At 45.3% G+C, this 14,749-nt stretch carries 10 protein-coding genes; all 10 read left to right on the forward strand.

Annotated features, from left to right (window positions below; genetic code table 11):
- The first annotated feature begins 96 nt into the window (after positions 1-96).
- The 10 genes from A8708_RS29540 (at position 97) to A8708_RS29585 (ending at position 14,335) form a co-directional block, all read left to right on the forward strand.
- Positions 97-2,496, forward strand: coding sequence for a glycoside hydrolase family 95 protein (locus A8708_RS29540; RefSeq protein ID WP_068669772.1), 2,400 nt, complete (start codon positions 97-99; stop codon positions 2,494-2,496).
- Between the two features lie 283 nt (positions 2,497-2,779).
- Positions 2,780-3,709: an ABC transporter permease gene (locus tag A8708_RS29545; RefSeq protein WP_068670013.1), complete on the forward strand. Its 930-nt coding sequence runs from the start codon at positions 2,780-2,782 to the stop codon at positions 3,707-3,709.
- Between the two features lie 45 nt (positions 3,710-3,754).
- On the forward strand, positions 3,755-4,627 hold the full coding sequence (locus tag A8708_RS29550) for a carbohydrate ABC transporter permease (protein WP_068669774.1): 873 nt from the start codon (positions 3,755-3,757) through the stop codon (positions 4,625-4,627).
- A 62-nt stretch (positions 4,628-4,689) separates the two neighbouring features.
- Positions 4,690-6,366: a type 2 periplasmic-binding domain-containing protein gene (locus A8708_RS29555; protein WP_068669776.1), complete on the forward strand. Its 1,677-nt coding sequence runs from the start codon at positions 4,690-4,692 to the stop codon at positions 6,364-6,366.
- Positions 6,367-6,486: 120 nt separating this feature from the next.
- On the forward strand, positions 6,487-7,566 hold the full coding sequence (locus A8708_RS29560; RefSeq protein ID WP_068669778.1) for a Gfo/Idh/MocA family protein: 1,080 nt from the start codon (positions 6,487-6,489) through the stop codon (positions 7,564-7,566).
- 27 nt (positions 7,567-7,593) lie between these two features.
- Positions 7,594-8,613: a Gfo/Idh/MocA family protein gene (locus tag A8708_RS29565; RefSeq protein ID WP_068669780.1), complete on the forward strand. Its 1,020-nt coding sequence runs from the start codon at positions 7,594-7,596 to the stop codon at positions 8,611-8,613.
- Positions 8,614-8,630: 17 nt separating this feature from the next.
- Entirely contained in the window at positions 8,631-9,578 is a 948-nt protein-coding gene (locus A8708_RS29570; protein WP_157265117.1) for a sugar phosphate isomerase/epimerase family protein, read from the forward strand.
- On the forward strand, positions 9,529-11,328 hold the full coding sequence (locus A8708_RS29575) for a hypothetical protein (RefSeq protein ID WP_239696893.1): 1,800 nt from the start codon (positions 9,529-9,531) through the stop codon (positions 11,326-11,328). The genes A8708_RS29570 and A8708_RS29575 overlap by 50 nt, the downstream gene beginning before the upstream one ends.
- A gap of 14 nt (positions 11,329-11,342) precedes the next feature.
- Positions 11,343-13,583 (forward strand): glycoside hydrolase family 88/105 protein, encoded by a 2,241-nt coding sequence (locus A8708_RS29580; protein ID WP_068669783.1) that lies wholly within the window; start codon positions 11,343-11,345, stop codon positions 13,581-13,583.
- Positions 13,550-14,335 (forward strand): MgtC/SapB family protein, encoded by a 786-nt coding sequence (locus A8708_RS29585; RefSeq protein WP_239696894.1) that lies wholly within the window; start codon positions 13,550-13,552, stop codon positions 14,333-14,335. Before A8708_RS29580 ends, A8708_RS29585 begins: the two co-directional genes overlap by 34 nt.
- Positions 14,336-14,749: the final 414 nt, after the last annotated feature.

Raw genomic sequence — 14,749 nt, forward strand, 5'->3', positions numbered from 1 at the left:
AGTGTAAATCATATATGTCATACGGTGAAAATACCGATGAATCCAACTTTGAACAGTAATATAGTAGTTAAAAAGTAATTGAAGGGTTGATGAGAAATGAGGCTTTTATTTCAAAGTCCCGCTAAAGAATGGACTGAAGCGCTGCCAATTGGTAACGGTCGAATGGGCGCCATGATTTTCGGTGGAATCGAGGTAGAAAAGATTCAATTAAACGAAGACACACTCTGGTCGGGTGGGCCAAAAGACTGGAATAACCCGCGTGCCAAGGAAGTGCTGCCGGAGGTACGTCGTCTCTTGGCGGAAGGTAGATATGCAGATGCTGACCAAATGTGTAAGGAGATGTTAGGGCCGTACACGCAATCCTATTTGCCATTTGGCGATCTTACACTTGTATTTGAACATGGAGATATCGCGCAATCGTATAAACGTGAGCTGGATTTGCAGGAAGGCGTATCTCGGGTCGAGTACCAGATCGGTCATGTAATGTACACACGAGAGATGTTTGCTTCCAACCCCAGTCAGGTTATTGCCCTTCGTCTGCAGTCCAGCCAAGCCGGTTCGCTGCATTTTACCGCGCGTCTGGATAGCCTATTGCGTGCTAGTATGATCCAGGAGAATGGTCAATGGATCATTCGTGGGAAGGCACCGGTGCAGGTGGCGCCAAGCTATTATCCTGTTGATCAACCAATTGTATACGAAGATCAAGAGGATGGAGAGGCGATGTCTTTCGTAGGTCGACTCGCGATTGTTATGGATGATGGGTACATCCATGCAGACCAAGCTGGTTTGCATGTTCGAGGAGCCACGAGTGTCACGCTTTACTTCAGTGCGGCAACAAGTTTTAATGGCTTTAATCGCTCTCCGGGCAGAGAAGGTAGAGATCCACTAGCTATTACAGAAACATATTTGACGGAAGCGATGCAGCATTCTTATATGGAGCTTCGCAATAAGCATGTCCACGATTATCGCAGCTTGTTTGATAGAGTTAACATTCAACTTGGGAAGACGATCAGTCCTGCCGATATGCCAACAGACCAACGAATTTCTGAGTTTGGGGCTCAGGATCCGGGCTTAGTAGAATTATTATTTCAGTATGGCCGATATTTGATGATCGCCAGTTCACGCGAGGGGACGCAGCCTGCTAACCTGCAGGGGATTTGGAATAAGGAGACAAGACCGCCGTGGAGCAGCAATTATACATTGAACATCAATACGGAGATGAACTATTGGCTCGCAGAAACTTGCAACCTACCTGAATGCCATGGCCCGCTGCTCGACTTTATTGGGAATTTATCGGTTAACGGGAAGAGCACCGCAGAGATCAATTACGGTGTCCGTGGTTGGACAGCGCATCACAATTCAGACATTTGGGCTCAGAGTGCACCCGTAGGCGATTATGGACATGGCGATCCGGTTTGGGCATATTGGCCAATGGGCGGTGTCTGGCTTAGTCAGCATCTCTGGGAACATTTCGCCTTTGGCAGAGACAAGGTGTACCTAAGTGAGAGAGCATATCCAATCATGAAGGAAGCTGCATTGTTTTGTTTGGATTGGCTCATTAAGGATCAGGAAGGATATCTTGTCACAGCTCCTTCCACGTCGCCGGAGCATAAATTTGTTAGTTGTGACGGTGAGAAAGCAGCTGTAAGCGTAGCTTCGACGATGGACTTATCATTGATCTGGGATTTGTTTTCGAATTGCTTGGAAGCTGCTGAAGTACTGCATGTCGATGAGGATTTCAGATCCGAGCTCTCGATGGCGAGAAGTAAGCTATTCCCACTGAAAATTGGACAGTTTGGACAACTTCAGGAATGGTCTAGCGATTTCGAGGAAGAGGACATGAATCACCGTCATGTCTCACATTTGTTCGGCGTATACCCTGGACGCCAAATTAATGGAGAGGTTACGCCCGATTTGTATGAGGCGGCGCGTACATCATTAAATAGACGCGGAGACGAGGGGACTGGTTGGAGTCTCGGTTGGAAAATAGGCTTATGGGCCCGTTTCCAAGATGGTAATCGCGCGGAACGGCTTATCTATAATATGTTGCAGCTCGTGAAGCCGGACAAGTGGGTCTCACAGAGGGGCGGGGTTTATGCCAACATGTTTGGAGCGCACCCGCCATTTCAAATCGATGGCAATTTTGCTGCTACAGCTGGCATATCGGAATTGTTGCTGCAGTCTCATAAAGGTTTTCTTCACTTGCTTCCAGCGCTTCCCGATACTTGGGTCTCCGGTTCTATTAACGGTTTGCGGGCGCGTGGAGGGTTCACGGTCAATTTACGCTGGGAAAGCAGTAGTCTGAGCGAAGCGACGATCGAATCTTTGAATGGCGAACCGTGTACGATTCATTCTCGCATACCGGTACTGGTATTGGATGAAGAGGGGCGACAAGTTACTTTTCAATCATTGGAACATTCAGGTTGTATTACATTTACTACATGTACTGGATCTAAGTACAAGATCGTACCGCAATGGTCAGGTTCCAACAATTGAGAGTAAATTATTGAAGCAGACTGTCTGTGGTATACATGCTTGAAGCAAAGGCGAACTCCCCTAAGAGGTAAGGGGGAGCTCGCCTTTTGTACATACGATAGTCCCGTAAAGAAAGAAGAAAATCCTGAGTAATCTGGCAGATAATGACCCAATGAATTTATAGTTTCTTCTATAATATTTTAAGGGTTTTTCCTATAAAAACTTATATCATAGGGTTATAAGATTAAAGTAAAGGAGTGAGGCAAACATGAATGGGAATATAATTAAAACTCCTGACATCCAGATGACTCAAAGTGAGCGAAGTGCTTTCCGACTAAAACGACGAAGAAGGCTGAAGCAGAACATTCCTTTGTTTATCATGCTGGTTCCTGTTATTGCTTACTATATTTTATTCAAATATTGGCCTATGGGCGGACTTGTTATCGCTTTCAAGAATTATAACTTTGCTGATGGTATTTTAGGAAGTCCATGGGTAGGACTGAAGAATTTCCACATTCTCTTCTCAAGCTCGAATACGCTCCAAATTTTGTGGAATACGTTTTGGTTGAGTTTTCTGAGTTTGGTATTTGGGTTCCCAATGCCGATATTCCTTGCAATCTTGCTGAATGAGGTGAGGAAATCTTGGTTCAAACGATGGGTGCAAACCATTGTCTATCTACCGCATTTCTTCTCATGGGTTATTGTTTCCGGTATCGTATTAGAACTATTCGCAACTGATTACGGCTCAATCAATAAGGTGCTCGGCCTCTTTGGAATTGAACCGATTACTTTCCTGTATGAGTCCAAATCTTGGTTAGCCATTTTTGTTGGATCAGGGGTTTGGAAGGAAATGGGTTTCAGTACCATCATTTATCTAGCTGCACTTACGACTATTGATCCCTCTCTCTATGAATCAGCTGCCATGGATGGGGCTACAAAGTGGCGGCAAATGTGGCACGTAACAATTCCTGGTATTCGTCACACAATTATCTTATTACTTATATTAGCAATGGGCAAGATTATGGAAGTAGGATTTGACCAAGTCTATAACTTACAGAATGCTGGAGTTTCGGATGTGTCAGAAGTTATAAGTACGTATATTTATAAAATTGGCTTAGGAAATGCACAGTTTAGTTTAACGACAGCCATGGGATTTTTTGAATCCATCATTAGTTGCAGTCTTGTACTTATAGCAAATCGAATTGCTAGAAAATTTGATCAAGCACTCTTCTAGCATCACCTATACATCAGGTTCGACATTCGTGGAAGGAGGATTAGTATGAAAGCGACAAACGGCGAAAAAATATTTTATGCCATCAATTATCTAGTGCTCGCATTAATCGCCCTAACGTGTATTCTCCCATTTATTCATATCATAGCGCTATCTCTAAGTGAGCGTTCGGCCGTTGAATCTGGTCATGTCTTCTTCTGGCCTGTCGGTATAGAGTTAACAGCCTATAAAATATTCTTCCTCGCCAGCCCTGCTGTGAGTGCTTTTAAAAATAGTATTATTATTACTGTGATTGGTGTGGCATTGAGTTTGTTGGGTACGATACTAGCAGCGTATCCGTTGTCAAGATCATATCTGATGGGGAGACGGTATCTGGTTCTAGGTATGGTGTTTACTATGCTGTTCTCGGGAGGGTTGATTCCTACCTATCTCGTGATTAAGAGTATGCACCTTATTGACTCCTATTGGGCATTGTGGCTTTCAGGCTTCATCAGTACGTACAATATGCTTCTTATGAAAAGTTATTTCGAGAATATTCCCTATGAAGTGCAGGAAGCTGCACGAATTGATGGGTGTAACGATACTTCCTTACTTATTCGGATCATCTTGCCGCTCTCACTTCCCATGCTGGCAACCCTTGCGTTATTCTATGGCATTGGCTTCTGGAATTCGTTTATGAACGTTCTCATGTACATCAATAAAGGTGAATTGATGAATTTAACCGTAGTTGTCCAAGGGATGCTGCAAAAAAATGACTTGCTGAACTCTCCTTCGCTTAATATTCAGGAACAGCAAACCGTTGCTACGGAGATGGTGAAAGCTGTCGGTGTCGTCGTTATGGTTGTACCGATGCTGGTCGTATATCCATTCTTGCAAAAGTATTTTGTCAAGGGTGTTATGCTTGGATCGGTTAAGGGTTAATGAAACAGGTGTTCCCGTTTCTCAAAACGTTATAATAAAAAATTTGTAGGGGGAAAATGCACATGGAAAACAAGAAGTTATTGCTTGGCGTATCAGTAGGGGTTGTGGCACTAGGGGCGACATTAGTAGGTTGCAGCAGTGATAAAAAAGCAGAAGAAGCGTCAAAAGCACCAACGTCTTCAAGCGCAACTACTGCGGCAACACCAGCTAAACGTGGGGATGTATCGGTGACGATTTATGATCGTGGAAGCGTACCAGCTTCCGAAGGTACTTACGAAGATAATCGTTGGACCAAGTTCATTAACCAAAATGGACCTGCCAATGTAAAGCAAGTTCCAATTCTACGCAGCGATTCTACGAAAAAGTTAAATGTTCTTTTCGCTTCCGGTTCTGCTCCCGATATCATCAATGAGTACAATACACCGTTCAGAGGCAGTTTGTATGATCAAAAACAATTGATGCCAATTGACAATATTTTACAATACATGCCTGAATACTCGAAATTACTTGCCCAATATCCACAATTGAAAAAAGCAGGGACAAAACCTGACGGTAAATTGTACGAGATCGGTAAAGTAAAAGAAGCGACAGCTGCTCACATTCTTTACATCCGTACCGACTGGTTGAAGAAGCTGAATCTTTCTATGCCGACAACAACGGAAGAATTATATAACGTTGCGAAAGCGTTTGTTGAGCAAGATCCAGACGGCAATGGCAAGAAAGATACGTACGGCATGAACATGAGTACGTATTCGGAGCAAGCGCTCAATGAGATTTTCGGTGAAAGTTCTTCAGCAACATTGCTTGCTTGGGATATTAAAGATGGCAAAGTTGTTCGTGCATGGGACAAAGAACAAGCTTCCCTTACGTTTAAGAAGAGTCTCTATGATGCTGGCATCGTAGACAAAGACTATATTAATGATAAAGACGGCAACAAGGCCAAACAAGACTTCCTAAATGGTAAAATGGGAATTTTTGTTAGATTCTCTGCGGACCTTGAATTATCTACTTTCAAAAAGAACAATCCTAATGGTGAAGTGGCGCCACTCGGCTACCCGAAATCACCGATGGGAACATTCACGGGAGCAATCGATAATCCTATTCAAATGACAACCGTTGTGAATGCCAAGGCAAAGGACCCAGAAGCGGTAGGCCGCTATCTTGACTTCATGATGAAGCCGGAAACTGCGCGTAAGATAATCTATGGCGACGAAGGCACGCACTGGAAGAAAGGCGTAAACGGCTGTCCGCAAATTCTTGATCCGGAGAAGCACAAAAATGAGGTTTTATACGCTTTGGATTACGCGATGTTCTTCTCATCAGGTGTTGATAAATGTAACTATGCATTGGCTCCTCTATCCAATCCTGATTTGTTACCTGAACAAAAAGCTCAATTGGAATTGTTCAAAGCTGCTCAGAAGATTTACTTCGATCCAGCAAGAGAGTATCCAGGTATTACACTAGGAGATCATATGCCAGTATATCCTGCTGATCTTCAAGTTATTAATACAACCATTCTTAAAGAGAAAAACGATCTATTCGTTAAAGCGATCCTTAGCGGTTCCAAATATTCCGCAGATCAAGCGATTAGCGATGCAAAAGCAGCTTGGGATAAAGCAGGCGGCAAACAGCTTGAAGATTTCATGAACAAATGGTATGCAGAGAATAAAGATACAGCATTCCTAGCTAAAGATGCGAAAGAAATCATCAAACAACAAATGGAATTTGTAAACAAGTAATCGTACCTTAGAGGAGCTGGATTTCGATACGGAGTGCCTGCACATGCAGGTCTCTCATCGAAGTCCAGCATCTTCTTTAAATAGGCAGATAATAGTTGTACATCGTGGGGGGAACCAACAGTGAATAAAGTGAAAGTAGCGATCATTGGTTGTGGTGGTATTGCAACGGGGAAGCATTTACCTAGCTTGAGCAAAATTGAAGAGGTTGAAATTACGGGGTTCTTCGATATTCGTCGGGAGAGTGCAAGCAAGGCGGCTGAGAAATTTGGCGCACCTGGAGCCATCGTCTACGATGATTTCCGCGAATTACTCGCAGATCCAACGATTGACGTCGTTCATATTTGTACACCGAATGACACACATGCTGAAATCTCGATTGCTGCAATGGAAGCAGGCAAGCATGTCATGTGCGAGAAGCCGATGGCGAAAACAGCAGCAGATGCGCGTCGTATGGTGGAAGCTGCTAAACGTACAGGTAAGAAATTAACAATTGGTTATAACAATCGCTTTCGCGCTGACAGCCAACATTTGAAACGAGTGATTGAGGATGGGGATTTGGGTGAGATTTATTATGCCAAAGCTCATGCCATTCGCCGACGTGGCGTTCCCACTTGGGGTGTATTCTTGGATGAAGAGAAGCAAGGCGGCGGGCCGCTGATTGATATTGGTACACATGCACTCGATTTAACGCTGTGGCTAATGAATAACTATGAACCTAAGGTGGTGCTGGGCACCGCTTATCATAAACTTTCACGTAAGGAACATGCGGCCAATTCTTGGGGACCTTGGGATCCAGCGAAGTTCAAGGTTGAGGATTCGGCTTTTGCCATGATCGTTATGAAGAATGGTGCAACGATTATGGTGGAAGCGAGCTGGGCGCTGAATACACTCGATACGAAGGAAGCGAAAACTACCCTTTGCGGAACAGAGGGCGGCGCTGATATGCAAGATGGCTTACGTATTAATGGTGAAAAGCATAGCCGACTTTATGTAAACCACATGCAATTCGTAGCGAAAGGCGCAGATTTCTATGAAGGTAAGAAAGAAACAATGCAGGATAAAGAAATTCGCTTATGGATTCATGCCATTATCAATGATACAGAACCAGTCGTAACACCTGAACAATCCTGTGTTGTGTCTGAGATTCTTGAAGCGATCTATGAATCGAATCGAACGGGGAAAGCTGTCTATTTTGATTGAAAAATAAGAAAAGAGGGCAGTCGAACGATGATAAAAGTGGCGATGTTGAGCTTCTGGCACGTCCATGCCAAAGATTATGCACGTCTTGCTGGCGAACATGTGGATACCGAAATTGTAGCGGTTTGGGACGAAATTGAGGTGCGAGGCCGAGAAAAAGCGGCGGAACTCCGTGTTCCTTTTTACGGAAACTTAGATGAGCTTCTGAGAAATCCTGAAATTGACGCAGTCATTGTAGGTACAGCTACCAATCGACATCATGAGGTCATTATCGCAGCCGCAAGAGCTGGTAAGCATATTTTCACAGAAAAAGTTGTAGCTACGACGACCAAAGAATGCCAAGAAATACTTAACGTAGTCGAGGAAACAGGGGTTAAGCTAACCGTGTCCTTACCGCGTCTTTATATGGGATTCGCACAAGCAGCGTTAACTTGTATTCGCGACGGTCTTCTTGGAACGATAACTACTGTACGAATACGGCTTGCACATAACGGTGCATTGCGAACAGAGAAACATCCAGACGGCGCACTTCCATCCCATTTCTTCAACTTAGAGCAATGCGGTGGTGGGGCATTGATGGATCTAGGATGTCATCCCATGTACTTAACTCGTTTGTTTCTGGGATTACCCGAAAGTGTAAGCGCAAGCTTCGGCTATATTACCAATCGTGAAGTCGAAGATAGTGCGGTAGTCACATTACGTTATCCAAGTGGTGCACTGGGTATAGTGGAAGCGGGGTTCGTTAATAGCTATTCGCAATTCGATATGGAGATTCAAGGAACAGAAGGTAATCTTATGTATGCCCGAACCGATGACAAATTACGCATTCGCAGCTCCAAAATGTCAGGAGAAGCAACTACAGGGTGGCAAGAAGTGACGAATTTACCCAAACTCCCTTCCGCTTTCGAGCAATGGATATCGCATATTCAAATGGGAACGACGGCGACAGAGAATATTGGGCTTGCTTATGATTTAACCCGTTTAATGGAAGCATCCACCTTATCTGCACGATATGGTGCTATCATGAAGCTGAGTGACCTTTCAGAATAAAACCAGGAGGTAGAGACATGATCGATAAAGGGGAATATTCGTTTTCAACGTGTTGGAACATTAAGAAGCATACCGTAGGACGTAGCATGATTGAGGAAATTAAAGAGCTGGGCTTTCGTAATGTCGAGCTTAACTATAATGTGACAGAAGAAATGATGACAACGATTGATCCTATGATTGAAAGGGGAGAAATCGGTGTATCCAGTGTACACAACGTATTCCCATTCATCAACGATAAGGACTATGATACAGACTCCGTCATGCTGGGGTTTGATGATGAAGCGAAGCGCAAGCGTTCTGTCGAGTTGCTTATCCGATCTATGGAATATGCCAATCGCTATGGAGCCAAAGCTGTAGTCGTGCATCCAGGGGAAGTACCTTTTGACTATAATATTGATGTGGATTTAAAAAAGCTGTATCGAGACTACGGTAAGGATTCGCCAGAGTATCAGAAATTGTGGAGCGTCATGATTGAAAGACGGGATCGCTTAAGTCCCCTGTATACACAGAGGATTCAAGAAAGTTTAGAGACAGTGAGCGAGCATGCGGCTCGAAAAGGTTGGAATGTCGCGATCGGCATTGAGACTCGCTCCAGATCGTATCAGATGCCTTCCTTGATGGAGGCAAAGACGATCTGTGAGAACCTGGCGGGCAGCCCTGTGTACTTATGGTACGATATCGGCCATGCGATGATGATGGATCGAATGGGCTTATACGATAATCTCAAAGAGCTGCAAGAAGTGCAGAAATATATTTATGGTGTCCACATCCATGAAACACTGGAACTTGCCGATCACTGGTGTCCCTATGTCCACAGCAAGGATTTGAACTATTTCGACCATTTCCTAGAAGCCATCGATTATGCCAAAGTGAAAGTATATGAACTCAAAGCGCTGTGTGAGCCAAATGAAATTCATGAGAGTCACAACCTCATCACCAGTAAAATTGCGGCTAGGAAAGGGTAAGGTGATCTACGTGGATGCCATTTATAATCGTTTAGTTGGCTTGAATGATGAATTAACGGAAGCTACGCTGCAAGGGCAGATTCTTGATCCGCAATCCAAATATGTTGGTGGTATTGTCGATGAAACGGGCATTGCACGAGCTAATCACATGAGTACACCGCGTATAATAGCAGGATGGGCTTCTGCGTTGGTAAATCCGGATTCTCGTTACTATCACGATAGAGTTCTCTTGATCGCCTTGGATAAAGCAGTCGCATTCATGCTGAATAGACAACATGCGGATGGAACGGTTTCATTGGGTTCTACGAATTACAATTCTCCCCCGGATACGGCTTTCGTAGTCGGTGGCGTAACACAAATGTACCAACTGCTGAACAAACACGACTGGGTTGAGCTTGAGCCTGTGACAGCTAAGTTGAAGCTCTTCTTGGAACGCACGATACCAGCTATGTTGACTGGAGGTTGTCATACACCGAATCATCGCTGGGTCATTACTGCAGCGCTTTCGTTGTTGCATGAGATTTTCCCGCAACCAGAGCTTCTAACACGAGCTGAAGATTGGTTGGCTGAAGGTTTGGATATTACCGAGGACGGGGAATGGACAGAACGCAGTAACGGGATCTATAACGCAGTTAGTAATATTGCGCTATATCATACGGGGCGTTTGATGAAACGACCTGAACTGATCGAATGTGTCCGAAGTAATCTTCGGATGATGATCTACTTAATTCACCCGTCAGGCGAAGTGGTTACGGATTACTCGGGACGTCAGGATTTCGGTCAGACCGCAACGATGGCGAACTACTTTCCGATTTATCGTTTAATGGCGGCGTATGACCAGGATCCTATCTTTGCTGCAATGGCCGATTATGCCGGATCCTTCATCACAGGCTTCTACGAAGGTGTGAATAACCATCCTCTGATGAATATGCTCCTCTACCCAGAGGCAGATATTTCTCAATTGGAAAGAGCACCATTGCTAGATCGGTATGTGAAAGTAATCAATGCCGAGCACCCGATGCAGGAACATTTACAGCAAATCGATGGGATTGGCCATCATATGCACATTCAGCATAGCAGCATGCATCTCGCTTTCGGAGCTCCGTTGGTTCGGATACGAGAAGGGGAACAAAGTGTGACGATCATGTCGCAAACGCCGTCCTTTTTCTCCCTGCGCCATGGGAAAGCAAGCCTACTCGGAGTCAAACTTGCAACGTCGTTCTCACCGGGTATTGTGAAGTTTACGAATCTACTGGCAAGCGAAGCGGGGTATAAGCTGGATACGGTATTGGAAAAAGGCTACAACGGACCGATTCCGCGTCATCTCCTGCCTGTAGGGACGGCAGGTTCGACACTCAGCCCATGGTATTTGTTGCCGCACCAACATCGGCCGATGACGCATGTGCAGCAGCTTGAACTGCAAGCGGTAATTACGTCTGGAGATTCGGAATGGACGATCCATATAGCATCTGATGAGCGTGAGGATGTCTTCACGCAGCTGACCTTCATTTTTGGAAATGATGGCACGGTGAGTGGGGATGATTTGCTTGTCGGGGAAGAAGGTAAGTATTTCTTGCGAAGCGGTTCTATGAAGTACGAAGCAGACGGAGATGTCATTGAAATTTCTTCGGGCGCCTATGAGCATATTCTGCCTAGTGTTCGTGAGGATCACCATCCAACTGGATGTCAATATGTCCATGTCAACTTGGTTACGCCTTATGATCGGACATTTAAGATCCGTCTACGGTAGAGAGGAAGTTCATTATGACGACCTATTTCAATGAACAAGAGAGTATACAAACCCGTTTGGGGAATGACCATAGGCAAACATTGAAAGTGCTTGCTGATCGCTACATTGGTGCGAACCCACCTGTCCCCTTCGCATTTCGAGCATTCAGTCGTGGCGGCGTATTGCAGAATGATAAAGGAATGTTTGATCTTGACTTGGGACGTAGATTTCCTGAGGCAAAGCCAGGTCAATACTCCTATGCCTATGCCTTAGTTTGGAGTGATAGCGAACGTAATTTGGATGTATTGCTGGGCTGTTTGGGTCCGATTCAGTTTTTTTTCAATGACGAGCTGACCTATCGCTCAACAGTCATTGACGAGATTAAGCCGGATGCCACAGTGAAGTTAAATCTGGATTTCGTCAAAGGATGGAATCGTCTCTTTATTAAAGCGAAGCATACGGCAGCTGGATTTGGCTGCTTATTCGGTTCCGATGAGGCCAAAGTGCGTATTCTGAACGTACTAGCTCCGTTTGCAGAACGCAAAGGACAAGCGGGTTGGGTGTTTTCTTCGCCAATAGACCATGATATTTTCGAGGGGCGTTCCTTACCGGATGCGATGTCCTCTGAGAAGAACAATAGCTTGAGTTGGCTGCCCCGTCGTGAATGGGAGGAAAGTGAGCTTTCCTTGCCTGCCTGTGAACGACTATTTGGGAGACAGCCTGGTAAACAGGCTTATGCATGGACGCAGCTAAACAACCTCAAGCGGGGGCATGAAATTTGCCTAATGAAGGGAAATGCTGCTGGAGCACTAACTGTTTGGCTGGAAGGCAAGGTTGTGCTGGAACTTGCGGAGGCAGGTGAATTTCAAGTCGAGGTGCCGCTTTCTTATGGTCAACAGCAGCTCCTTATTCGAAGTAGTTGTGGGAATAATGCTTGGGGGTTCACGATGGAGGTATCCATCGGTGAAGAGGTTGTCCCGTTCGGATTACCGAAGCAGGTTCATGGTGCTGCGGAACCTTGGCTATACTTAGGGCCACTGTCTGCTAACGTTTCCTTCTCTTACGAGGATCTGGTACAGACGGATAGCGTATATACCATCGATGTGTATGCCGAAGAGAAAACCTATTGGCGCTTGGATCGTCCAGAGACATGGATTCGCCCTTACTATGAGAACGCCATGCTGAGCAATAAATGGACCGTTGGCAATGTGACGAATTATGCACGTTGGGATTACCCGCTTGGTGTTACGATTTATGGATTGTTGCAAACGGGGCGCTTATTAGAGCGACCTGACATTAACCAATATGCGCTGGACCACGTTCGAAGCTGTGCAGACATGTTCGATTATTCGCTGTGGGATCGTGAACAGTATGGGTTCCCAGCCATCAATCAACAATTGGTTATGATGAAAATGCTGGACAACTGCGGTTCCTTTGGCTCCGCGATGTTGGAGGCCTATCAAGAAGATGAGGCTTCCAAGTTTATGCCGATTGCCAACAGAATTGCCGATTTTATTCTATACAGCTTGGAACGTAAGGAAGACGGAGCTTTCTATCGGATATGCGCAGACGAGTACTCGGAAAATACGATGTGGGCAGACGATCTTTACATGAGCACGCCGTTTCTTTGCCGTTATGCTCGAATCGCTGGCGTATCGGATGCGCTGGATGAAGCTGCGAAGCAATTCTTGCTGTTCCGCAAGTATTTGTATATGCCGGAAGAGCGCATTATGTCGCATGTGTTTGATTTTAAATATGGCATGGCGACGGGCATTCCTTGGGGACGTGGCAATGGTTGGACTCTCTTTTCGCTAACAGAGGTGTTGGAAGCCTTGCCAACCTCACATGAAGCGCGGCCTGCGCTTGCGGAGTTCTTCAATGAGCTGTGTGGTGGATATGCAGATCTCCAAGCGGAAAGCGGGCTTTGGCATCAGGTTTTAAATGATTCAGATGCTTATGAAGAAGCTTCTTGTACAGCGATGTTCGCCTATTCATTTGCAAGAGGTGTTCGCTTTGGTTGGCTCAAAGAACCACAACGCTTTATTGAAGCGGCATTGAAAGCGTGGGATGGTCTAACCCGTATTGCGATCGATGCGCAAGGGAATGTGCATGGTGTATGCAGTGGCTCCCGATATGCATTTACAGCTGACTACTATAAGAAGGATCTGCTGACTGTCAAAAATGACAATCATGGCGTAGGCATTATGATGCTTGCCGGTTCGGAAGTCGTGAAGTTGAACCAATGGCTGACCGATTCGCTTCAGGTTTCGCAATGATAGCTGCCGCCGATAGTGTCTGGCACATTAGTCATTTGGATTTAGTTATTCGTATGGTATTGGCCGTCATTCTAGGCGGCTTGATTGGTCTGGAAAGGGAATGGAACAATCATGCAGCAGGCTTTCGGACGCATATTCTAGTGTGCTTAGGATCAGCGACCATTATGCTCCTATCCGAATATGGATTCTCTGAATTTGTGAATGAGCCAAATGTCCGTATTGATCCGTCTAGATTGGCTGCACAGGTTGTCAGCGGTATCGGGTTTCTTGGTGCAGGCGCTATTCTGCGAAATGGCAATGTCATCAAAGGATTGACGACCGCAGCTTCCGTGTGGCTTGTAGCGGCCATTGGCTTAAGTGTCGGAGCAGGCTTTATTACCGGAGCGCTGGTTTGTACCTTTTTAGTCCTCATCAGCCTGTACCTCTTGAATAAGTTGGAGAAGCACATCATCCGGCACCGACGAACACATGAAGTTGAAATTATGATTAACGAGCATCCCGGTTTTCTCAGCTCGCTAACCGCTCGTTTTGGGGAACAGGGCATACAGGTGATGCATCTCAAGATGATGCCAGAGAGTGCTCATTCGCCAATAGTAGGAAAAGCAGGAGAAAGCCCTGTCATGCACCTAGTATTTAGTTTGCGATGTCCGAAGCACGAGAAGCTAATTGTGGCATATGAGCAAATTTGTGCGCTGGATATCGTCGTTAGCATGGAAGCCTCTAACTTCGTTTTTCGTAAACAAGCAGCGTAGGAATGTGGAGAAGTCCTCCGTTCCAGGAAGTTGCTTGCATTGTGGCGTTGATTAAGATTAATTGAGTATGCCTAACAGGTGGCGGGAGACAGGCAACAAGTGGCAGTCGGCAGATAGCAGAAAAATGTGATAGGTAGCAGGTGTCTGGTGACAGTGGCAGGTAATAGGTTGTGTGTGGCAGATAGCAGGAAAAAGGTGAAAAGTTTCAGGTGAAGCCAAGAGATGGAAATCCATCTCTTGGCTATTCGTGCATTCTCGGGTGTAGTAGACGTACAACGACGGACTATGGAACTAGAGAACAGAACCAGAATGCGAAACCAAACTACACGAGAAGACTAAATAACAAGACAACATAACAAGACAACATAACAAGACAACATAACAAGACAACATAACAAGACAACATAACAAGAC

Source organism: Paenibacillus oryzisoli, from assembly GCF_001653565.1.
GTDB classification, from domain to species: domain Bacteria; phylum Bacillota; class Bacilli; order Paenibacillales; family NBRC-103111; genus Paenibacillus_E; species Paenibacillus_E oryzisoli.

Excerpts from the sequence above, each read along its gene's own strand:
- A8708_RS29540 (WP_068669772.1), top strand. The coding sequence starts at position 97 with ATGAGGCTTTTATTTCAAAGTCCCGCTAAAGAATGGACTGAAGCGCTG.
- A8708_RS29545 (WP_068670013.1), top strand. The coding sequence starts at position 2,780 with ATGACTCAAAGTGAGCGAAGTGCTTTCCGACTAAAACGACGAAGAAGG.
- A8708_RS29550 (WP_068669774.1), top strand. The coding sequence starts at position 3,755 with ATGAAAGCGACAAACGGCGAAAAAATATTTTATGCCATCAATTATCTA.
- A8708_RS29555 (WP_068669776.1), top strand. The coding sequence starts at position 4,690 with ATGGAAAACAAGAAGTTATTGCTTGGCGTATCAGTAGGGGTTGTGGCA.
- A8708_RS29565 (WP_068669780.1), top strand. The coding sequence starts at position 7,594 with ATGATAAAAGTGGCGATGTTGAGCTTCTGGCACGTCCATGCCAAAGAT.
- A8708_RS29570 (WP_157265117.1), top strand. The coding sequence starts at position 8,631 with ATGATCGATAAAGGGGAATATTCGTTTTCAACGTGTTGGAACATTAAG.
- A8708_RS29575 (WP_239696893.1), top strand. The coding sequence starts at position 9,529 with ATGAGAGTCACAACCTCATCACCAGTAAAATTGCGGCTAGGAAAGGGT.
- A8708_RS29580 (WP_068669783.1), top strand. The coding sequence starts at position 11,343 with ATGACGACCTATTTCAATGAACAAGAGAGTATACAAACCCGTTTGGGG.
- A8708_RS29585 (WP_239696894.1), top strand. The coding sequence starts at position 13,550 with ATGGCTGACCGATTCGCTTCAGGTTTCGCAATGATAGCTGCCGCCGAT.